16 protein-coding genes are annotated in these 20,733 nt (G+C 46.9%); 5 read left to right on the top strand and 11 right to left on the bottom strand.

The annotated features are described in order from the left end of the window. The first annotated feature begins 1 nt into the window (after nt 1). On the top strand, nt 2-1,210 hold the full coding sequence (locus ASG33_RS16315; protein ID WP_056287482.1) for a sensor histidine kinase: 1,209 nt from the start codon (nt 2-4) through the stop codon (nt 1,208-1,210). 303 nt (nt 1,211-1,513) lie between these two features. Continuing rightward, on the top strand, nt 1,514-4,591 hold the full coding sequence (locus tag ASG33_RS16310; RefSeq protein WP_056287480.1) for a lantibiotic dehydratase: 3,078 nt from the start codon (nt 1,514-1,516) through the stop codon (nt 4,589-4,591). Nucleotides 4,592-4,630: 39 nt separating this feature from the next. Here the strand turns inward: ASG33_RS16310 and ASG33_RS16305 are convergent, their stop codons facing one another. Next, complete coding sequence (locus tag ASG33_RS16305; RefSeq protein ID WP_056288570.1) at nt 4,631-5,497, bottom strand: Rpn family recombination-promoting nuclease/putative transposase; 867 nt, start codon at nt 5,495-5,497, stop codon at nt 4,631-4,633. Nucleotides 5,498-5,741: 244 nt separating this feature from the next. On the opposite strand from ASG33_RS16305, the gene ASG33_RS16300 reads away from it, so the two are divergent. Next, complete coding sequence (locus ASG33_RS16300) at nt 5,742-6,164, top strand: SRPBCC family protein (protein WP_056287477.1); 423 nt, start codon at nt 5,742-5,744, stop codon at nt 6,162-6,164. A gap of 568 nt (nt 6,165-6,732) precedes the next feature. On the opposite strand, the gene ASG33_RS16295 is transcribed toward ASG33_RS16300, so the two are convergent. From ASG33_RS16295 to ASG33_RS16270, 6 genes are all read right to left on the bottom strand, one after another. Continuing rightward, nucleotides 6,733-8,841: a PQQ-binding-like beta-propeller repeat protein gene (locus ASG33_RS16295; protein ID WP_056287475.1), complete on the bottom strand. Its 2,109-nt coding sequence runs from the start codon at nt 8,839-8,841 to the stop codon at nt 6,733-6,735. A gap of 105 nt (nt 8,842-8,946) precedes the next feature. Beyond that, nucleotides 8,947-10,233, bottom strand: a complete 1,287-nt coding sequence (locus tag ASG33_RS16290) for a hypothetical protein (RefSeq protein WP_056287473.1) — start codon at nt 10,231-10,233, stop codon at nt 8,947-8,949. Then, on the bottom strand, nt 10,220-10,804 hold the full coding sequence (locus ASG33_RS16285) for an RNA polymerase sigma factor (RefSeq protein WP_056287470.1): 585 nt from the start codon (nt 10,802-10,804) through the stop codon (nt 10,220-10,222). Before ASG33_RS16285 ends, ASG33_RS16290 begins: the two co-directional genes overlap by 14 nt. A 47-nt stretch (nt 10,805-10,851) precedes the next feature. Continuing rightward, nucleotides 10,852-11,769 carry a hypothetical protein gene (locus ASG33_RS16280; protein ID WP_157474817.1) on the bottom strand — a complete coding sequence of 306 codons (918 nt, stop codon included), beginning with the start codon at nt 11,767-11,769 and terminating at the stop codon, nt 10,852-10,854. A gap of 198 nt (nt 11,770-11,967) precedes the next feature. After that, nucleotides 11,968-12,621: a hypothetical protein gene (locus ASG33_RS25820; RefSeq protein WP_157474816.1), complete on the bottom strand. Its 654-nt coding sequence runs from the start codon at nt 12,619-12,621 to the stop codon at nt 11,968-11,970. Nucleotides 12,622-13,307: 686 nt separating this feature from the next. Next, on the bottom strand, nt 13,308-14,030 hold the full coding sequence (locus ASG33_RS16270; protein WP_056287463.1) for a DUF1080 domain-containing protein: 723 nt from the start codon (nt 14,028-14,030) through the stop codon (nt 13,308-13,310). Between the two features lie 172 nt (nt 14,031-14,202). Here ASG33_RS16270 and ASG33_RS16265 point away from each other — a divergent pair, with 172 nt between their 5' ends. Then, nucleotides 14,203-16,938 carry a VWA domain-containing protein gene (locus ASG33_RS16265; protein ID WP_056287461.1) on the top strand — a complete coding sequence of 912 codons (2,736 nt, stop codon included), beginning with the start codon at nt 14,203-14,205 and terminating at the stop codon, nt 16,936-16,938. A 10-nt stretch (nt 16,939-16,948) separates the two neighbouring features. On the opposite strand, the gene ASG33_RS16260 is transcribed toward ASG33_RS16265, so the two are convergent. Then, nucleotides 16,949-18,058 (bottom strand): acyl-CoA desaturase, encoded by a 1,110-nt coding sequence (locus ASG33_RS16260; protein ID WP_056287458.1) that lies wholly within the window; start codon nt 18,056-18,058, stop codon nt 16,949-16,951. Between the two features lie 270 nt (nt 18,059-18,328). On the opposite strand from ASG33_RS16260, the gene ASG33_RS16255 reads away from it, so the two are divergent. Next, complete coding sequence (locus ASG33_RS16255) at nt 18,329-18,796, top strand: hypothetical protein (protein ID WP_056287456.1); 468 nt, start codon at nt 18,329-18,331, stop codon at nt 18,794-18,796. 6 nt (nt 18,797-18,802) lie between these two features. Here ASG33_RS16255 and ASG33_RS16250 read toward each other — a convergent pair whose 3' ends face one another. The 3 genes from ASG33_RS16250 to ASG33_RS16240 all read right to left on the bottom strand — a co-directional run bounded on the left by ASG33_RS16250 (nt 18,803) and on the right by ASG33_RS16240 (nt 20,669). Next, nucleotides 18,803-19,150: a TfoX/Sxy family protein gene (locus tag ASG33_RS16250; RefSeq protein ID WP_056288565.1), complete on the bottom strand. Its 348-nt coding sequence runs from the start codon at nt 19,148-19,150 to the stop codon at nt 18,803-18,805. Between the two features lie 66 nt (nt 19,151-19,216). Continuing rightward, entirely contained in the window at nt 19,217-20,116 is a 900-nt protein-coding gene (locus tag ASG33_RS16245; RefSeq protein ID WP_229238679.1) for a lysophospholipid acyltransferase family protein, read from the bottom strand. 181 nt (nt 20,117-20,297) lie between these two features. Then, nucleotides 20,298-20,669: a DMT family protein gene (locus tag ASG33_RS16240; protein ID WP_056287453.1), complete on the bottom strand. Its 372-nt coding sequence runs from the start codon at nt 20,667-20,669 to the stop codon at nt 20,298-20,300. Nucleotides 20,670-20,733 lie beyond the last annotated feature (64 nt).

Here is a 20,733-nt window from a genome sequence, read left to right as displayed (position 1 = left end):
AATGATAGCGAGGGACAAGATTACCCGGTTTTCTCTTCACTTCCTGACCTGGCTGATAACCTGGGCAGTACTTCGTTACTCTTCAATTCCGTCACTTACAAAGGATAATCTGGCGGTTGTTTGGCACGCGAGTACTGCGATTTTAATCCAGTCCTTGATCGTATTTTACCTGCTCGGCTACATTGTTTTTCCCAAGTTTTTATATCAGAAGAAAGTAATAGAGCTGATTCTTTGCCTCGCAGCCTTATTTCAGCTCATCTATATCAGCAATTTCTACGAATTCGAGTATCTTGTTTCTATCAGCGATGGCTATGTGGACGGAAAGCCGTTGTATGTCGCAAGACTATGGAATGATTTCCTGAAAGTAAATGGATGGACTGCTTGGGTAACTGACTTCAAATTAGCCTACATCAACTATGCTTGGAGCCTGTTCTTCGTGACTCCTATCCTGGCAATGAAGATAATGCGGGATACGATCAGCATTCGTACGCAAAATTTGCGCCTGGAACGCGACAGACTGCAGCTTGAAAAGAATAATCTGGACTTGCAAAGTCAGAGTTTGGAATTGCAGCGCGATAACCTCAATCTGGAACTCAGCTTTCTCAAATCACAGATTAACCCTCACTTCCTGTTTAATACGCTGAATGCAGTGTATGCGAAAACAGCCGATCTTGATGAGGACGCGGCAGAGCTGGTGCTACGTCTCTCCAATCTCATGAGATATAGCCTTTATGAATCGAACCGTGATAAGGTAGTACTAGCAAAGGAAATCGACTATATTGAAAGTTATATTGAGTTAGAGAAAGCCCGTTTTGGCGAAAAGGCGAAGATATATTACCAGTTGGATGGCGATCCCGACAGATGTATGATCGCGCCATTGCTACTCATATCACTTGTTGAAAATGCCTTTAAACATGGAGTGAGCAAAACACTGGAATGTGCTTTTGTGAACATTACCATCATGCTGGAAAATTCTACGCTTTATTTTTCTGTCGAGAATAGTACACCTCCCAGTCCGACATCGGCGCCCTCCATTCCGAAACCGGATGAAATAGGAGGATTTGGTCTTAAAAACACGACAAAACGACTAAATCTGCTTTATCCGGATCGCCACACCTTTACCGTAAGCAGGACTTCCGAAACATTCCATACCTATCTTCGGATCGACCTCGCTTTTGCGGCCGTTGCGCAAGTTCAGCCTGTCCTGTAATTTGTCGCCCTTCTTGCTTCATTCGTCGAAATAATAGCCCCATCGGTCTAAATAATTATTTCACGGCTTCTCATTTGAATATTTTCACCATCAGAATTCACACAGCATCGAATTTCTAACCAAAAACAGCCATGAAAACGAAAACAAAACATGAACAACAACTACAAGTTAAAAAAGAGCGTCTAGTAAATCTTACTCCGACAAAACAGAATGGCCGCATTACTGACATGGAAACAACTTTGCAAAGTACCTATGTGTGCCTCAATATATAATTCAATCTATTAGCCAAAAACATTATGTCAAATGATGGATCACCTGGGTTTTTATATGATCCGCAGGCCTGTCAAGTCAGTTGACCACCTATTCCATATTCATCAACAACTAGCAGCGAGACCGCTTGAAATGCTTTTAAAAGAGTATTATGAGCGGGATCAGCTGTCACGAGAGGCGATCCTGGTCGCCTCTCCTTATTTATTTGAAAGAATGATGCGCTGGCTGCGCGGTGAGCAGGTCAGTGAGAAAAAGCAGCTCTTATCTACACTATACAAATACCTGGTCCGGAGTACGTCGCGCTGCACGCCCTTCGGACTTTTTTCATGTTGTACCACCGGAGAGATCGAGCGTGCCAACAGGCTGGGTTTATCGGATAACGTACTTACAAAGCACGTTACACCTGACACGGAGGTACTTTCGGCATTGAGCGCAAAGCTGCTTCAAATACCCGAAATCCGTGCCCAGCTCCGGTTTTCTACTAATACTTCCCTTTTCGACGCGGGCAACAAATACCATTATGTAGAGCTGCTCAGTAATGGAAACCAGAGTAAATACTTCATTAGCGGACTTGAAAAATCGGAGGCATTGTCGCTGGTACTGGAAGCCTGCCGCGACGGTGCTTATGTGAGGGACCTCGCGTTGTTGCTGATGTCCAAAGGAAATGACCCGCATGAGGCGCTTCGTTTTGTGGAGTTGCTGATTGAAAACCAGATTATAGTTTCTGACACCAATCTTACCATTTCAGGCCCTGGCTACCTGCCTTACATTATTTCCGTACTGGAAAAGCTGGACGATACCGGTGATTTGCTACTGTCGCTTCAAGCCATTCAATGCGCGTTGCAGAACCCGGAAGACCTCCTGGCAACCAATGAAAAACTTACTGCCGAACTGGTAAGATTAGCGCTTCCGCTTCAAAAGCCGGCTGTCATGAAAGTTGATACTTTCTTTCATACGGATCACAACCAGTTAAGTGACAAGCTTATAAGCGAAATTGGCGCGAGCGTTGAGAAACTGATGGTGCTCAACCAGTCCAGGCTGCCCGGCGATCTGCTGCATTTTAAGAAAAGACTTATTGAGCGCTACGGCGGAGAAGAGGTTTCCCTCGCGGAAGCATTGGACGAAGAAGTTGGTGTGGGATACGGTGCAAAATGCGGCGGGGCCAGCTCACCTATGATCGAGGATCTTGACCTGCCGGCCAATGAACCCGCAGCCGCGCAATCTGAGATCTGGTGGCAGCAATTTTTAGCCGGCAAGTACTTCAATGCAGTGCAGGCAGGAGAAAACGAGATTAGGCTGACAGAAGAAGACCTCCTGTTCATCGCTAATAACCGCTCTGGCGAGCCACGGGCCAGGAAAGCTGGCAGCTTTTTTCTGTTTGGAAACTTGCTCGCTGCCTCAAACCAGACGCTTGACCAGGGTAATTATAAGTTCAACTTACTCGCTTGCCAGGGACCATCTGCTGTGAATATGATGAGCCGGTTTGCGCAGGGTATTGACGGGCTCGACGAAAAGCTGCGACACTGCGCGCGGGCTGAACAACAAATGCACCCGGAAGTGCTCTTTGCCGAAATCATCCATCATCCTGATAGCAAGGCCGGTAACATCGTAAACAGACCTGCGCTTTATAAGTATGAAATCCCCTATCTGGGACAGGCGAGCGTAAGTGAAGCTTTCAGGATCCGTGTTGACGACCTGATGGTTTCCGTGGTAAACAATGAGATTATCCTTCGGTCGAAACGTTTGAACAAACGGGTAATCCCGCGCCTATCAAACATGCACAATCACCGGAAAGGGTTACCCGTTTACCGCTTCCTTTCCGATCTTCAGGAGCAGGATGCTAATCTCAACCTGATTTGGGATTGGGGATTTCTGGCCAAACAGCCGCATTTACCGAGGATTAGCTTTGATAACATTATTGTCGCTCGCGAAAGCTGGGTGCTGCAAACCAATGCATTTGCCTCAGGAAATATGCAGGCACTTCAACAGCAGCTACTGCAATTGAAGCTACCGGGCCGATTTGTGGTGGCGTCCGGCGATAATGAACTGCTGATAGATACCTCGCTGCCCGATTCCATTCAATTGCTTGCCGATATTTGTAAAAAAAGTGAGACTGTGAGGCTAATGGAATTTCTCGGTGAGCCTGGGCAATGCATTCTTTCAAATGGCAGTGAAAAGTTCGTATCGGAGCTTGTGATTCCCTTTATTGACCGAAGCGTCGCTCCTGTTCGTGGCGTGTCGGTGGTTGAGAATGATAATGTTCCTACCAACCACATTCTGGGAGATGAATGGCTATATCTAAAACTCTATACACACGACAAATCAAACGAATCGCCGCTGATCAGCCAGCTGTATCATACCGTGGGCAAGATGCTCCGGGCTGAAACGATTGAGTCGTTTTTCTTCGTGAGATACCGGGATCCTGATCCGCATCTTCGCCTGCGCTTCAAGGGAAATCCGGCCGATCAGTTTCACATCAAGGTCATCAGGATCATCAGAAAGGCGCTTGAACCCTTTATCAAGTCGGGCGTTGTTTATAACATTCAAACCGACCTTTACCAAAGGGAAATTACCCGGTACGGTAGGCAAAACATGGAACTCTGCGAGCAGTTTTTTCACCTGGATTCGCTGGATACCATGCGGTTCCTGGCCAGCAGGACCTGTGAAGAGCACGAGCGTTTTTTGTTTGCTGTGAAGAAAACCGACCTGATTCTTACCCGGGCAGGACTGTCATTGAAACAGAAGCATACATTGCTGGAAAAGCTTAAAGATGGTTTTTTTCAGGAATTCAAAGGAGACACTGCATTGCGTAAGAAGTTGAACGTCAGATTTCAACAAAGCAAAACAGAGATACACCAGACGCTTTTGCTAGCCGAGTTTGATGTATGTCCGGAACAGCAGCAGATTCTGACACAGCTGGCAGCAGCGGACGAGCTGCAAAAAGAGTCACTTCTTGCGAGCCTGATCCATATGAGTATCAACCGCATTTTCGCAAGTCAGCAAAGAACTTATGAGCTGATCCTGTACCATTGTCTGCTTAAATATTACGACGCCCAAATTGCGATCAGCAAACCAGTTGCAAACCGAAATATTTCAATCGGATCGCATTGAGCAAGAGCTAACGCATCTGCAGGAGCTGCGGACGCAACTTCAAGCATTTTTGACTTCTTCAACCGACAAACCTGTAAGCTCGCGGATGAGGTCTTCATGCAGTCCCTTCGCCTTCATTTTCCTGGCGGTTTCAAGTTTTGCTAAAAGGATCCCCTCCTCTATTCCCTTCCTTTCACCCTCATTCAAAAGGGACTCCGTAGTTGCGTACCAATCTCTTTGTTGTTTCAAACTTGCATCATATGCCATCTTTTCTTCTTTGGTTAAGTTACTGACCTCAGCGATCTCAAACAGTTTTTCAAAAACAGGCTTACGTAAAAACAATGGTAATTTATCCAATTCATTCATATGTTTCAATAAGAACAGCCAATTATCCATGGAAGAGCAAAGTTGTTCCTCCTCCTTATTAAACCTGGGGATTTCGACGTATACAAAACCCAGCTTGTTATAAAATATTTCCCCTGACGGATATCGCAAACTGATCCTGTGAATGAAGTCATGATCGGATGCATCATCAAAGCAGAAATCCATAATCCCGATCAGGTAAACTGGTTTCAAGAGATAATTCCATTTGCTCAAGCTGACCGGAACCTGGTCCCTGATCAGCGAAGAAACGTAATAAAGGCACCTATCTTTGAAGTAGTCCTGGCGGATACGCTGCATTTCTATAATAAACTGTTCTCCATCAATTCCTTTACACAGCAGGTCAAAGATCACTTTACGGTCGCCGGGAAGCGTTCCATTCTGCTCGGTTTTGTCGTAAGTCAAATCAGTAATAACCCGCTCGCCAGCCAACAGCGCATTCAGGAAATCAATAAGCAGATCCTTGTTCGGCTCGGAACCAAAAATCCTTTTGAAACCAAAATCGGTAAACGGGTCAATAAATCGGCCGGGTCTCGGTGTATGCATCGTCATAGTGTGGTAAGTGCTTGCACAAAATTGCATATTTTGCCACTCGCCGCTCCTGGTTAAAAGCAGGTTGGCGCTAATACTTAGCAGATGGCTGCACGCGATGTGCAAAAGGCAGGTATCAATAATCATAGCGAACGGGTGATTGACGCATTTTACCCCCAGCTTTGTCATGATCAGCACCCACTGATTTCGCTGAGTGCTGCCAACTTTGTAACATCATCAATCACAAAAGAACAAAGACATGGAAACGCAAGCTCAGAAAGTAACGGTATCAACAACAATCAATGCACCTGTCTCAAAAGTCTGGACCTACTTCAACTCGCCGGAACATGTAACACAATGGTGCTTCGCGTCAGATGACTGGCATGCGCCCAAATCCGAAAATGATCTTCGAGTAGGCGGATCCTTTACGACTACCATGGCAGCGAAAGACGGCAGTTTCAGCTTCGACTTCGGTGGGGTGTACACACAGGTTGAAAATGAAAAGCTGCTTGATTATGATCTGGCAGACGGCCGAAATGTCAAGGTAATGTTTGAAAGTGCGGGCGACAATACGACAGTGACAGAGGTTTTCGATGCCGAAGGTGAAAATTCCGTAGAAATGCAGCAGCAAGGCTGGCAGGCTATCCTGGACAACTTCAGGAAGCACGTCGAAGCCAATTAGCAGATATCCACTTCCGGAGAAAAGCTCCTTCCTGCTCAGGATGGAGCTTTTTATTGATTTTGGGCGTACCGAATAAGGTTATAATATCTCTCTCGAAAATTTTTCAGAAAATAACGTCGTCGCATTTGCTTATTCCGGAACTATAAATTTACTTTGTCTATCAAATTAATAGACTATGGCTCTTGAACCACCCGACTGCCATATAGCAAACAGCAAATTTATTCGCTCATGAATGCGATTGTTTTTCAAGACGCACGTCTGGCTGCACGGCCGGGCAAGGTGGTATTTTTTACAATGCCTTTAACGAAGGCTGGTAATTGTAGCTGCTGCACTGCGTACCTTTTATAACATATCCGGAAATATCCCTGCTGGCAGTTCGCCGTTGGGAGAAGGTTTTCGGTGGTTGGGAATTTTCCGCCCGACGATCGCGCTGCCGCGGGATATTTCCGGATATTCTTTATATTTCTTGTTCAACAAACCGGTGCGTATATACCTGTTGGTTGACCAAGCGATCTTTCAGGTTAGCACCTGACTGAACTAATCTTTTTCCGGGAAAAAGAAAGTACATTCAATTTTCTGTCAATGCAAATGCGACATAACGGTCACCTGACCTGGTCTTCAACTTCCCGCCGCCACAAGCGATGACTACAAACTGCTTTCCATTGACCGTATAGGTACTTGGCGTAGCATAACCAGCGGCTGGTAAAGCACTTTCCCACAATATCTTTCCGGTCTTTTTGTCAAATGCGCGGATCTTCTCATCGCGGCTGGCTGCAATGAAAACGATCCCTCCTGCTGTTACAAGCGGGCCTCCGTAATTGTCCGTCCCCGTCGGCGGTATCCCCTTTTTGGTTAATTCCGGATACTCACCCAGCGGCACCTGCCAGCGATGTTGTCCGGTATTCAGGTCCACTGCCGTGAGCGTCCCCCAGGGCGGCGCGCTAATTGGGTACCCGTTCCTGTCGTACCACCGGTTGTATCCTGTATGCTGGTAAGGAATTGCCAGTTTTTGCGAAACCGCCACATTGTTGCCTGATTCTTTTTCAAACAAGAAGTCGACGATCGCGTCCCTTTCTGCCTGCGAAAGATGCGAGAAAGAAGGCATCATTCCTCTCCCCTTTTGCAGTACCTCGTGCGCCTGGGCTGGTTTAAACCGACTTCCCAATTGCAGCAGTGAAGGATATGAACCGTCATGATTTCCCTTCTGATCTGCACCGTGACAAGCTGCACAGTAGAGCGTGTACAGTTGTTTCCCGCTGTTACCGCCAGCACTTTTTGCATTCGGATCTGCTCTGGGAATCAATGTGGTATATACAGGAATTTCTTTCGCGGGCACGTACATGACGCCTTCCGGATCAGTGGCCGCCCCGCCCCATTGCGCCCCACCATCGGTGCCCGGGTAAAAAATGGTCAGTTTTTCGGTAAGCGGAATGTACGGCGTTCCGGTTCTCGCTTTCCGGATCACCTGAATCAATGAATCTTTATCTGCCACAAACGGACTGAGATCCTGTTCATTAAAAGCTTGTCTGGTAAATGGGACTGGTAAGGCAGGTATTGGCTGTGTCGGGCTCACCTTTTCACCCGCAACGCCATCCTGCGGAAATGGCTTTTCGTCGATCGGAAATACGGGCTTACCCGTAACTCTGTCGAACACAAAAATGTGCCCCTGCTTGGTTGTGATCGTGACCACGTCCACCTTTTTCCCATTCCTGGTAATGGTCAGCAGATTGGGTGGCGAAGGCGGGTCCCGATCCCAGATATCATGGTGCACAAGCTGGTAATGCCAGAGCAGCTTTCCTGTTGAAGCGTCAAGAGCGAGCAGGCAGTTTGCGTACAGATTATCACCGTGCCTGTTTCCCCCATAAAAATCGTAAGCGGCCGAGCCGGTCGGTACGTACACAATCCCGCGTGATCTGTCCACCGCCATTCCCATCCACGCATTTGCGCCGCCGAGCCGCTCACGCGGATTACCCGGCGACCAGGTTTCGTAACCGGGCTCTCCGGGCGTTGGAATGGTATGAAATGTCCAGACCAGCTTGCCCGAGCGCGTGTCAAATGCGCGCACGTCGCCCAGCAATGCAGTTTCCCCTTCGGCCAGCCGCCCACTTGTAATAATCAGGTTCCTGAAAATTGTATTGGGTGTATTGGCAGTAATGTACTCGTCAGAACCAGGACGTTCGATGCCGGTTTTAAGATCAATGCGGCCATTTTCACCAAATTCGTCAATCAACTTCCCATTGACCGCATTCAATGCGTAAAGCCAGCGGCCGGCACCGAAGAAAATACGTTTGTCGTTTCCGTCAGCCCAGTAAGTCACGCCGCGGCTGAGGGTACCTCCGTTGTCTTTCAGGTTAGTCTTCCAGAGCTCCTTACCAGTAGCCGCTTCCACAGCAAAAGCCTGAATACCAGCCGAGACGCCGTAGAGAACACCATTAATAATGATCGGATTGCATTGAATTTGTGTGCGACCGTGCAGGGTATCTGCCCCGCCGGAGGCGTAGGTCCAGGCAACTTCAAGCTTGTCCAGGTTACCCGCGTGGATTTGCTGCAATGGTGAATAGTGGCTGCGTGCGCCATCGCCATAATATTCAGGCCAGTCGGAGTCAGTTGCAGACTTCCGAAAACCCATTATCAATACTAAAACCAGCGCTGCGGCAGCGAGTAATATTTTTGCCATAAAATCCTGATCAGCTACAGTTAACCTGAAATCCCGTCCGGATATTGAAGCGCGCAGTGCCGTCAGCCTACTGCAATAATAATTTCATTTAGTAGTAAAAATGCCCTATCTCACCAGTTTATTACGTAAAACAATGGAAAGTCCGACCTGGTAAGGTTTCACCTGGAAGGAACCTTCGGCATTCAGCAGTTTGGTGAAGCCGTACTCAAAATAGGGGCCGATATGTAAGGCCGTGTTCCGCCCTACCCGCACCTGGCGACCAATACCTGCATTGGCCCAGACAATGTTCTTGCCTTCGGTAAATTCCCTGGTGAATTCGGCTCCCGCAACCGCGTAAAATGCACGCAATGCCGGCGCGCGGGGCACCAGCTGTTTGCGAATTCCCAGACCAACCAGATTCAATGTACGCCCGGAGCTAACTGTCGCATACTTTCGCCTGGCTTCTGCATTGCTGCCATTTGGAACAATCTCAAATTCATTCCCGGCCACTTCGTAGCTCACCGACTGCCGGTAATGCCCGTAGCTGACCAAAAATTGCAACCCGTTTTTCTCCACACCTGCATTCAACTTATAACCCAGCGACTCGAAAGAAGCCGAACGGGGAAATTGAAAATTGCGATAGAGTTGGCCTTGATTTGGTAAAATGTTTAAGATCTGAAAAGACTGAACCGGCGTCACGCCAGCCAGTAATGTCCACTCAGTACCCGTTTTCGGTCTTTTCCCGGAAGCAGCTTCAAAGTAGGCAACGGAATCAGTAATCGCGAGTGCCGGACTGTTCCAATGCGCAGGGAGGCTGTTCAGGTATGAGATATCCGTTATTTGAAGCCTTTCACCCAGGTTTTCATTGTCATCACTTTTAGCAACAAATTGGTTATCAGTTATCTGAGATACGTCATTGAAAGTATTTGAAGCGGTAGCCGGTTCGACAAGCTTGCTTTCAGCACCCTCAACATTCTGTTCCTTATCTTCATTCGAAACCGTTAGTTTTTCGCGTATAATCCGCAAAGAAGCCTGTACAGTTTCCTTCTTCACTGCTGCCAGCGGCTCGGTACCTGCATTGACTTTACTAGCATTAGGTACTTCTACTTTGGCCAAAGTGCGCACCGCCTTTCCTGTTGCAGCCGCTTTTTCTTTTACTGCTGTCGCTTTCGCAGCAACTGCTCTCCCACCTATTCCCTGCTTGGAACTGTAAAACAATGTGCCTGTAAAAAGAATGGCAAAAAGCAGGCTCGCGATCAACGTACGCTGAAACGCCTGTTCGTGCTGCCAGGTGCGCAGTTGAGCGAAAATGTTTTTTTTCAGCTCAGTGCCGGGCTGCAGTTCGAAATCATCGAACCGGTTGCGCAACGCATTGCGCAATTCGTCATCTATATGATCGTCAGGAGATTTCATAGTGCGTTATTCCTTTTTTTTCCAGTTTTTTGATTAACAAATTCCTTCCCTTGAAAAACTGGGAGCGCGAGGTACTTTCTGTAATTTTTAACATTTCGCTAATTTCCTTGTGCGTGAACCCGTCGATCAGGAACAGGTTGACAACAATGCGGTAACCGTCCGGCAGACTGTTGATCACTTCCAGCAAAACAACCATGTCGAGCTGCTGGATAATGCGGGTATAATCTTCTGATTTGATTTCATGGTGCATTTCGTCGACTGCCGAATGCATCTGCTCCATTTTGGTAGTGCGGTGATAGTAGTTGATCGCAGTGCGGATCACGATGGATTTCACCCAGCTGCCGACCATATTGATATCTTTCAGGTCATTAAGGTTCTTAAAAACCTTGATCAAAGCTTCCTGAAAAATGTCTTCTGCTTCGGCGCCGGTTTTGGCATAACGGGCGCAAACACCCAGCAGCTTGGATTTATAAAGTTCATAAAAAGCAGTCTGCGCACTGGCGTCCTGCCTTTGACAGGCTTTGACCAGTTCTTCCAGCGAGCTGTATTTTCTGCTTTTAAAAAACTTCATGCAATCAATTCAAACTTTTATAAAGGTTCGGAATACCGGGTGTGCGCTTACCAGTTTACATAAATCATCTGGACACGGTCCACCTCCCGCCCATCCTTGTCCAATTTCACTTCCAAACTTTCCTGAACACCTTTTTGCAGGAACAAGCTGTACCCGCCAGTGTAGTATATTTCATATCCTGAGCCAAGCTTGTATCCGTATTCAGCTTCCATTTGCTGCAGATATGCCTGAATATGAGCAGGCAGGTTTAGTGTATTCGTAATTTCTTTCCGGTTGAAACTGGTCCAAAGCAATGTACCTTTTGAATCAAAAATGAAGTCGTAAACATTATTACCTGCGTGCTGCGCATTCATGCGGTACGTTCTTTCATTTTTATCGTTGATGAACATGGCGCCGCCGATGCTCCTCAGGTTTTCTGCTGCTATAAAAGCTTGTATGTTTTCCGGAATGTAATTGGGATACATACGTCCAAAAAACTTGTAATGGGGCACGCAGTTTAAAACGTAGGAGCGTAATCCGGGAGTCCACATCATTTCGTATTCCTTGTTCTGATAGGTATACCGGGCAACAAATTGTTTCTCTGTATCAATAAATGATTCAACTTGCTCCCGGTAGCCGGTTAGCTCTACCTTTGCTAGCGAGGTGTTTGTCAATAAGCTACGTATTGAATCCGGCACTTCCGAATTTACAAGCCGCAACCCTCTTAATACCTCCACGGAATCCAGCCCTGCATAGTACCGGTCGCTTCCCAGCTTAAAATCTGCTTCCCAGAAGTTTCCCTTTTCGACTACGCGCATCGTGGTTTCGGTCGCATCAGGATACTTTTGTTTAAATATATTCGCTACTCTTTCGGGTACCTCGGGCAGTTCTACGGGATCGGGCGGCTCGATCACCGTGTTACACCCCAGCAGGCAAACCCCGATCATGCTTACAACAAAGAGGCTGATAAAGGAGGATTTTGGCAAAACACAATTTTTAAAACGGGAGATCATACATTTCCGGCTCAAAGCGTCCATTGATTTCTTACCTGTGGAATGTCATGACAACACAACTAACCAGACACAAGTTAGCAAGTTACCGCTGCCTGACATTTCAATATTTTCTTAAAATTTTTTGATTAAATACAAAAAACAAGCAAGTACATGCATAACGCGTCGGCTAACTCAATTAAACCAGACTGCCCGCTGCAAACTTTCCAATAAATGCGGGATGGAAAATACGGTCATCGGAATTTGTTGGGGCATGAAAATGAGGTAGTGTGTGGGTATAAACACGCAAAGTATACAGGCAACAGGCAGATAATCACCTTGGAGCACGCCTTTATTTTTGAAATAGATTGCAAATGAAACCAGCATCATCGGGAATGCATAAATCAAACTACGGGTGATATCATATACGCTGTAAGCCACAATGATTTGTACGATGATGATACCCAGGCTAGTCAAAAAAATCGCATTGTTCCGACGGGAAATAATGTACAATGCACAGAAAAACAAGATCCACAATCCCTCAAATGAAAGGAACACACCTAAAAACCTGTTTTCAATCTGAAAGGGAATCAGTGCGGGACTTACACCTTCGTTTTTTCCCAATGGCGTGTGCAAATCAAACTGAACGGTAAGCAACATACGCGCTAATCCATAGGCGATAATTGCCAGAACACAAACATAAATCTGTGGCTTAAATAGTTGCTTTAATAATTCCATTTTCGGTCCGGGAATATTAAAATTATTGAGCTGTAATAAATGGAACAACACTATTCCAGGCAATGCAATTACTGCTCTTTCATCAGTCCAGAATGCTAATTGAAGCGCCATAAAAATCAGCAGCGGATTTCGGAAATAAATGGCTGATAAAATGAAAAAGTAAGCATATCCATCAAACCAGAAGTCGTAATCCCAGAAAAATGCCTTACACAGATAAGTGCACGCACATGCCCAAACAAACGTCCAGGAGCTGATTTGGTCAGCAAACCTTAGACAGACGTGTACAAGAATATAGATAAAAGGGTACAATAAAGCCGACTGGATAATATACAACCACATCATATTACTTCCCGACTTCTCTACATCCAATCCTAGCGATTTTCCTATTAATGGAACCGTTAATCTGAATACTACTTTTGAACCATGTGTATCCGTTGAAAGCTCATTGGTAGGTTGTAAAGGATCCGCAATTTTTTTGAAATAATAAGAATAGGTTTTTGCAAGATTAGGGTCGCTTAATAACTCAACATATTTTGGAAATGTGGTTAAAAAAACAAAAACAAAAACAATAAAAACCAGCTTGTGATTAATCTCTCTGCTATCCGAAGAGAGACTATTCCAAAAGTAGTTTTTCATCAAAGAGGAAGTAGATATAAGTGCCATTCATAACCTATGACACCTATTCCTAATTTCCCGCTGCCTGAACGTTCATTATTTTCTGATTTTTTTTAAATGATAATGCGAATGGACTTCTTTGCTCACTTACATTAAGAATGTACAATAGCAAATAGTATTTACTATAATTTCCTCAGCTTGATATTTCTGTACCAAACAGTACTGCCCCAGTCTTGCAAACCAAACCTTCCTTTGTAAATACCTTTTGAAATCGGCGCCGCTTTCAGTCCACTTCCAGCAACCCGCTGCTTCCAGTCCGCGCTACCCAGATCGTGTTCCTGCACCATAAACTCATTTTGATATACCGTCAGTTTTCCATTTCTGACAATAAAATGGATCTGATTCCATTCACCCTGCGGTTTGCCCTCGCGAAGTCGCGCATTGGCGATACCAAAGAAGTCGCTGGCGCGGTGCGTGTTTTCCTTCGCGCCATCATAGATCTTGTCGTCGATCACCTGCAACTCCAATCCGGTATCGTGCATGTTCTTGTTCTTCGGCGTTTCCTCGACAAAGAAGAAAATGCCGCTATTTGCAAACTTGCTCACTTTCCATTCTGCTTTAAACTCAAAATCACCGGTAATCTGCTCATCGGTAACAATATCTCCGCCATTTTTAGCTTTGTTGCCGGCACGTTCGGGTACATTCAGCTTGATCGCACCGCCGTCGATTACCCAGGCCGACCCGGGCGTCTTTCCATTGTAGGCGTGCCAGCCTTTCAAATCTTTTCCGTCAAAAAGCAGCTTCCAGCCCTCCTTCTTTTCGGCGGCCGATAAGGTATTCAAGCTTTGGGCGGACACAACGGAACAGGAAATCAGCAACAAAAGGGCAAATACAATTCTGGACATGAGATTCACAGTTTATGGTTTATACATTTGACAAGGAACAGACCGCCCCGAAATACTTGGCGAATACCTCATCCAGCCAGAATCTTTTCTCAATTATTTACCGGTAAGTATCCCCAAACCAACACACACTTTCAAAAATGAACCTGAGAGTCAGGCAACAGCTGATCACGTTATGAAACACCTATTAAAATTGGCGATCTTTTTCTATCTCTCGACATTCCGCGCCTTCTGCCAGGAAGCTCCCCGGTCGCTTAATGCTTACATTGAGTTGATGAGCCAGTCCGCGGACGTGGTTTCCAGTCGATTCGAAATGCTGAACCGCTACCACGAGGAAATTGACAGCTACAAGAAGCGGCCCGGAATGTCCCTGAGGCTGCCTTCTTCTGGCCCGCTGGAAACATACTATTATAAGAAGGCGAAAGAACCACGGAGTCTCACGCCGGCTGAGAGGCAATTGCTGAATGCAGCCGCCGACTCACTGTGGCAGCTGGTGAATGAACTGGATGAAACCGCCAAATCGCTCGAAACATACGTGCGGCTGGATGCATACAAGGATGATAACTTCAAACAATCGGCTGAAATCGTCGCGAAAATGCACGCGCTTTTCAGGTCTTTCCAGCGGCAGCGAACCGGATTTTACCGTCAACTCCGCAAGGTGTACCAGCGTTACCAGCCCTACCACGCCGCGGATCCATACCTGAGCACGGAGCGCGAAATGGAGCTGGCGATCGCCACTCAGCAGACACTGCTCGATTCACTGCCTTTTTACGCCGACAAATCAACGCGCGCGCCGTGGCCGGTTGAAACTGTCCAGCGGAGTATGCTCGCGGATCAAAGGCTGCTGAATGCATTCGGCAAGTCGCAGGCGGGCCTCGCTTATCCTGCTTCGGATATGGTTGGGAATTTAAAAGAATCGCTCATCGCCATGCAGCAGATCAAACGGGATGCGATAGACAGCTATAACCATGCTTCAAAACAATCTGCCGAGCACGGAAATGCCGTTTACCTATCACTCTGGAAGCGGTTTAACCAGGATATGCTGGTGACGCAAAAGGCTTTTGTCGATTACAGCCGCCAGCAAAAAGGGCTGCTTTATTATCCTTCGTACAGCGTTGCAGTGGCCGAACAGCCACAACAGGAGCAACAGCAAAGTTCAGCCACAAAACCTTTCGAAGATATTACTGTGCCTGGTCTGACAGTCAAAAAGACAAGTACACCAGCCCCGCCGGCAACGATCAGGACATTAAATGGATTCGTAGAGCTCATCAATGAACTGCTCCGGCAAATGCACTTGATGCAGCTGCTTGTGCGCAATTATCAGTCCACAGCTGAATATTACCGCGCCCCCGTGAAGGTGGTCAAGCGCGCCGACCTCACCTACTCTCACGAGGATTTCAAGCTGCCGCTTTCTGCTTATCAGCTCCTGGTAAATGCAGCTACCACACTCCCGCCCGCATACCGGACACCCGTTTACGCCCAGGCAGATGTGCTGATAAACGTCATGAAAGAAATGGATGCGCTGAGTATCGAGCTCACCGGCTATACAAGTGAAAAGAAGTACCTAAAAGACCAGCTCCGGCGCTCCGACGAAATCCTGGATCGCTACACAGTGCTATTTGAAATCTTCGATACTAAAAAGGAACAGCTGTACAACGATGTGCGCAAAATACATGAAAGCTACCCCAATGCAGCCGCGGCAACTTCCTGGAATACCTCAGGCAATGCGCTCCTGAAAACGCTCGATGATGATAAAGCACTGCTCTTCGGCATCCGCGCCTTTTATCAGGGAGATCAAACGTCGGTACCTTCTACTTCAAGCCTGGAATCAGGTGCCAAACAGCTGATTGAAGACGAGTACAAGAATATGAAAGGGTTGCAAAGGTATGGGCGCAACAACGGCCTTTGTCCGTACACACCCTACGAAGACCTCGCCGGCAACTCACTGCGTTTCGTCGAAAAGGCGGCTAAAATCAAACCTGTTGCACCGGGCACAAGCAACCATCCTTATGAATCATTTTACTATTTCTATAATGGAGAGTTGGTGTATTTGTATAATCAGTTTGTCGAGCTGGCCAATTCCGGTTTGCTGAAAGCGATCAATCAGCCTGATCTTTTTGCATTCAGAAGAGTAGCTGCCGATCGCGGCAGTGTAGCGAAAAAAGCAGAAACGCTTCCAGCTGAAACGCAGCAAGCACGTGAGCCAGAGCATACTGCTACCACGCAGCAGGCGGCATCTACTGGAAGCAGCGGGATCAAAACACCGGGACGGGATACTGTGTACGTGGAGCGGGTGCGGGTGGATACCGTGTATGTTGACAGGAATGCAGGTCAGCAAAATGTCGCGCGCACACTGGACGGATTTGCACCGAACAACATGATCCTGCTCCTCGATGTTTCCTCTTCCATGAATTCGCCATTGAAAATGCCGCTTTTGAAACGTTCCATTAAATCGCTCCTCACATTGCTGCGACCGGAAGATCAGCTTTCCATTGTATTGTATTCGGGAAAAGCGCGCGTTGTTCTTAAACCTACTTCGGGAGCAAAGGCGAATGAGATAGCACGGATGATCGATCTGCTGCAATCAGATGGAGATACTGACGGAAATGAGGGACTGCGATTGGCTTACAAGACAGCAAACAAAAGCTATATCCGGGGAGGAAATAACCGCATTGTGCTGGCAACGGACGGTGAATTCCCGGTGAGCGACGAGGTAATGTCAATGATCGGTCAACATGCAAAGCAAGATTTGTACCTGACTGTACTCACATTTGGACGCAATGCCCACACAGGCCAGAAGCTGCGAAAGCTTAGTGAACTCGGACAAGGTACCTACGCGCACGTAACAGAAGAAAGCGCCGATTTACAGCTTATCATAGAAGCCCAGGCGCGGAAGCTTTCAGGTAAGTGACACGCTAAAATCAACCGATTGCGTCATTAATCGAAGGCATGCCAAAGCGGCGGAGACTGGAAATGTGAGACCTCAATGCAGAAGTAAAAGACTTGTTTTCCATATAAGGCACTCCGAACTCGTGCGCTGTTTCCTTTACGATCACGGCGATCTGGGGATAATGGACGTGGCAGATTTTTGGAAAAAGGTGATGCTCAATCTGGAAGTTCAATCCCCCCAGAAACCAGGTAAGAAGGCGGTTTTTAGGTGCAAAATTAACTGTCGTTTCCAACTGGTGAATCGCCCAGTCTTTATCCAGATTGCCTTGTCCGTTGGCGACCGGATAGCTGGTACCTTCTACTGAATGTGCAAGCTGAAAAACGATCGTTAATACCAGTCCGGATGTAATGTGCATCACGCAGAAGCCTGCAAATACCTGCCAAAACGGGATACCTGCAACAGCAACAGGAAGTACAAAAAGGATGGAGAAATAGATCACTTTCATGATGATCAGTCCCGCCAGCAGCTCATTGTTTTCACGCCTGGTCTGCTTGTTAACGCCGGATTTTTTGAATTCATGATACTGTATAAAATCTTTGGCAGTAACCCAGTACAACGTCAAAATTCCGTAGAACAGGAACGCGTAAAGCCACTGAAAACGGTGCAGATGCTGCACACTGGAATGCGGCGACAGCTTGACAACGCCGCGGTCGCGGATATCTTCGTCCAGGGTTGCAATGTTGGTGTAAGTATGATGTAATACATTATGCTGCAATTTCCAGTTGGTTACGCCGGCACCCGCCAGGTAAATGGTGTAACCCAGCCATTTATTCACCCAGGCTTTTGTAGAATATGCGCCGTGATTTGCATCGTGCATAATGCTCATCCCAATGCCCGAGATCCCTAATCCCATCAGAAACCACAGCAGAAGCGCCACCCAGAATGGCGGCGTAAAAAGTAAAAGCGCACAAAATGGAAGAATGTAAATACCCAGCAGAACGATCGTCTTTATGACCATTGTACTGTTAGCATGACGGGATATTTTGTTTTCTGTGAAGTAGCTCTCTATTCTGGTTTTCAGAGTAGGGAAAAACTGGCTTTTTGCTGCTGGAGTGAATTTAATTCTTTCTTTGGCCTGCATAGGAGTTGGGTTGACTGGTCGGTTTGATCGACGAATGACCAAATGGATAGAGAAGTAAAATCTTTTCTGAACAGCAAGCCTTTCGCCGTAAATAACGGATTTTTTGGCCAAATCGTATCAGAAAGTCACTATTGTTTTCTGCTTCGGGCTGCGTCAATCTATACTAAGAATAAATCCAAATTTTCGAATTGCGGGGCTAAATTCTCATTCGGCTGAAATATCGGCTGGCAAGGTGCGTATTTTTGATATCAGTCATGAAAAAGTCAGATTATGCGGAAAATGCTTCGGAAAAACATACGTCTCAATGAGGAACAGATTAAAAAACTGCGAGACCTGAGCGAGTTTGACGGCTCCGATCCGCTTGATCACGTCACCAGGGCGATCGACGATTACCTCAGAAAACAGAAAACAGATCTGACGCTCCCGGCGGAAAAGGAGATCAATGCACAGATAACCGGAAAGTCGCCGGAGCCTGCTTCACCTGGTGCATTCTGGGTAAACGGGATCGTCGACAGGTACGAGTTTTCCGCGCTTATTTTGAAAGAAGCTTCCAAGTCGGCGATCGACAAGGATAAAGTTTCCAAGCTTTCCATACTCGACCCGATTATCCGCGAGAATACCAACAGCTTCATTGCAGCCTGCATTGTGAACTACGACAGAGGCTGGGATATCCGTCCAAGCAAAATCGCTGAACCCTATTACCGCAAAGTGAGAGAGCTGATCGACGCGCTGACCTGAAAACGATTACTTCGCTTTTCTTTTGGCGGCGGCTTTGGCGTGCGGGTTAAAGGCAAGACAAGTATCTATCCAAAAATGGAAATCACTGTTGGTCAGCATACCTTGCTCTGAAACAAGCACATACGCTTTCATAGGCCGGCCATTCATCTGCATTTGCTCGCAGCCGGGTCTTTCCTGCACTGCTTCCAGGTTCTCCTCTCCTACGCGGCACATCAGCTGATCGCCGACCACGCCCACGCACATTTTGTCATTTACCATATAACAAACGCCGCCGAACATATACTTCTCTTCCACATGCGGCAGCTCGGCAAGTGCTTCCCTGACCCTGTCGTTCAGTTTTTCGTTGATTGGCATAACAGGCTTTTTCTGCATTTTAAATAAAAAATGAATGCGAACAAACCGTTCAACTATAAACGCGCCTCAAACAAAGACTTGCTCGCGACTGGGCTTAGTTGTTTGTTGCCGCAGACGAAACTGCCAGCGTTTGTGAGACCAAAGCCAGAGTTCAGGCTTGCGCTGTATTGTTGTCTCCAGTCCTCTTGCATAACACTGCATCAGGTAGCTTTCATCCTGCCTCCCGGCATCGGAAGTGATCAGATCGAAACGGAAGGAATATGCATGACGGGCTTGCTGAACCACGTCCAGGTACACCAATGCACAGTTCAGGTTCGCGGCCAGGCGCGCTGCACCAGGTTGGAAATACGTTTTTTGATTCATGAAATGCATATTATGCCCACTCGGTGTTTCGGGGCGCTGGTCGGCGATGGTAACGAAAATGGCGGGCTGTTTGTCCCGGCGTCGCATAACGAAGCGGTACCAGTCGCGTTTCGCGATCAGCTGCACGCCAAACCTGCCGCGCATTTGCATCAATGCTTTATTGACAAACTTGTTTGCTACCGGGGAGTACGCCGCGAAAACTTCACAACCCGTAAATGCAGGCAATAAGTGCAGGTACTCCCAATTGCCAACATGCGAGGCGACGAGTACAATGGATTTCTGTTCGTCAAGAAGCTTTTTGATCAACCTGAGATTTTCAAATTCAGTCAATGCGCGCAACTGGCCTTTTGTAAGGTTACGGATCAAAAACGGCTCTACGATCAGGTCTGCGAGGTGTTTGAAATAGCTGCGTGCTGTTTGTTTGATCTGGTCCGCGTCAAGTTCAGGAAAGCTGGCAGTGAGATTGTCGAAAACCACTTCCCTGCGATAGTGCCAGATCTTGCTAAAAATGAAAAAGAGAATGCCTGATAACGCGCGGCAGAAAATAAGGGCCAGCCTGAGACCAATGTGCTCCCAGGGTGATAAATGCTGTAAGTTGCTCAATGTAATGTATTTGAAAGTGAAATTTCAGATACATACACTCGCGCTGTTATTCATGGCGGGCCCGGCAGAAAGCAGTTTTGCGATGTATGTGACATACCGACAACTTCCTCCGCCTTTACCCTGATTTTTTGGTCACTTAACCTGTCGCGAACCTCACAGCAGGCTTGTACACCGTTCATTATCAGCCCTTAAAAATAAAATAAACAGCCGCAACAAGCAGGGCGAAACCGATCAGGTGGTTGGTTGTGAACTGGGTATTCTTAAAGAACAGGGTTGAAAAAATCATAAAAACGATCAGCGTGATCACTTCCTGGATGATTTTCAGCTGCACAAGGGAAAACGGTCCGCCTGTCTCGGAAGAGCCGATGCGATTGGCTGGTACCTGAAAACAATACTCGAAAAAAGCCAGTCCCCAGCTCAGCAGAATGATCATGTAGAGCGGAGTTGAACTGTGCGCGCCTTCTTTGTTGAAGAATTTGAGGTGACCGTACCAGGCCAGCGTCATGAATGCATTGGACAGAAAAAGCAATGCGATGGTTGAGAAGTATTTCATAGAATAAAGAAACCCTGCGTGCGCGAAATTTCAAAATGCTGTGCAGCAAAAAGCCGGCACTTAC

This window comes from Dyadobacter sp. Leaf189, assembly GCF_001424405.1.
Classification (GTDB): Bacteria; Bacteroidota; Bacteroidia; order Cytophagales; family Spirosomataceae; genus Dyadobacter.
The sequence above is the reverse complement of the archived record's forward strand: the minus strand, read 5'-3'. Positions and strand labels throughout refer to the sequence as shown.

Bases quoted from the DNA above. Each gene is read 5' to 3' on its own strand.
- ASG33_RS25820 (WP_157474816.1), bottom strand. From the start codon at position 12,621: ATGGCGCTTCAATTAGCATTCTGGACTGATGAAAGAGCAGTAATTGCA.
- ASG33_RS16250 (WP_056288565.1), bottom strand. From the start codon at position 19,150: ATGCCAATCAACGAAAAACTGAACGACAGGGTCAGGGAAGCACTTGCC.
- ASG33_RS16265 (WP_056287461.1), top strand. From the start codon at position 14,203: ATGAAACACCTATTAAAATTGGCGATCTTTTTCTATCTCTCGACATTC.
- ASG33_RS16240 (WP_056287453.1), bottom strand. From the start codon at position 20,669: ATGAAATACTTCTCAACCATCGCATTGCTTTTTCTGTCCAATGCATTC.
- ASG33_RS16310 (WP_056287480.1), top strand. From the start codon at position 1,514: ATGATGGATCACCTGGGTTTTTATATGATCCGCAGGCCTGTCAAGTCA.
- ASG33_RS16300 (WP_056287477.1), top strand. From the start codon at position 5,742: ATGGAAACGCAAGCTCAGAAAGTAACGGTATCAACAACAATCAATGCA.
- ASG33_RS16315 (WP_056287482.1), top strand. From the start codon at position 2: ATGATAGCGAGGGACAAGATTACCCGGTTTTCTCTTCACTTCCTGACC.
- ASG33_RS16260 (WP_056287458.1), bottom strand. From the start codon at position 18,058: ATGCAGGCCAAAGAAAGAATTAAATTCACTCCAGCAGCAAAAAGCCAG.
- ASG33_RS16305 (WP_056288570.1), bottom strand. From the start codon at position 5,497: ATGCATACACCGAGACCCGGCCGATTTATTGACCCGTTTACCGATTTT.
- ASG33_RS16295 (WP_056287475.1), bottom strand. From the start codon at position 8,841: ATGGCAAAAATATTACTCGCTGCCGCAGCGCTGGTTTTAGTATTGATA.
- ASG33_RS16290 (WP_056287473.1), bottom strand. From the start codon at position 10,233: ATGAAATCTCCTGACGATCATATAGATGACGAATTGCGCAATGCGTTG.
- ASG33_RS16270 (WP_056287463.1), bottom strand. From the start codon at position 14,030: ATGTCCAGAATTGTATTTGCCCTTTTGTTGCTGATTTCCTGTTCCGTT.
- ASG33_RS16285 (WP_056287470.1), bottom strand. From the start codon at position 10,804: ATGAAGTTTTTTAAAAGCAGAAAATACAGCTCGCTGGAAGAACTGGTC.
- ASG33_RS16255 (WP_056287456.1), top strand. From the start codon at position 18,329: ATGCGGAAAATGCTTCGGAAAAACATACGTCTCAATGAGGAACAGATT.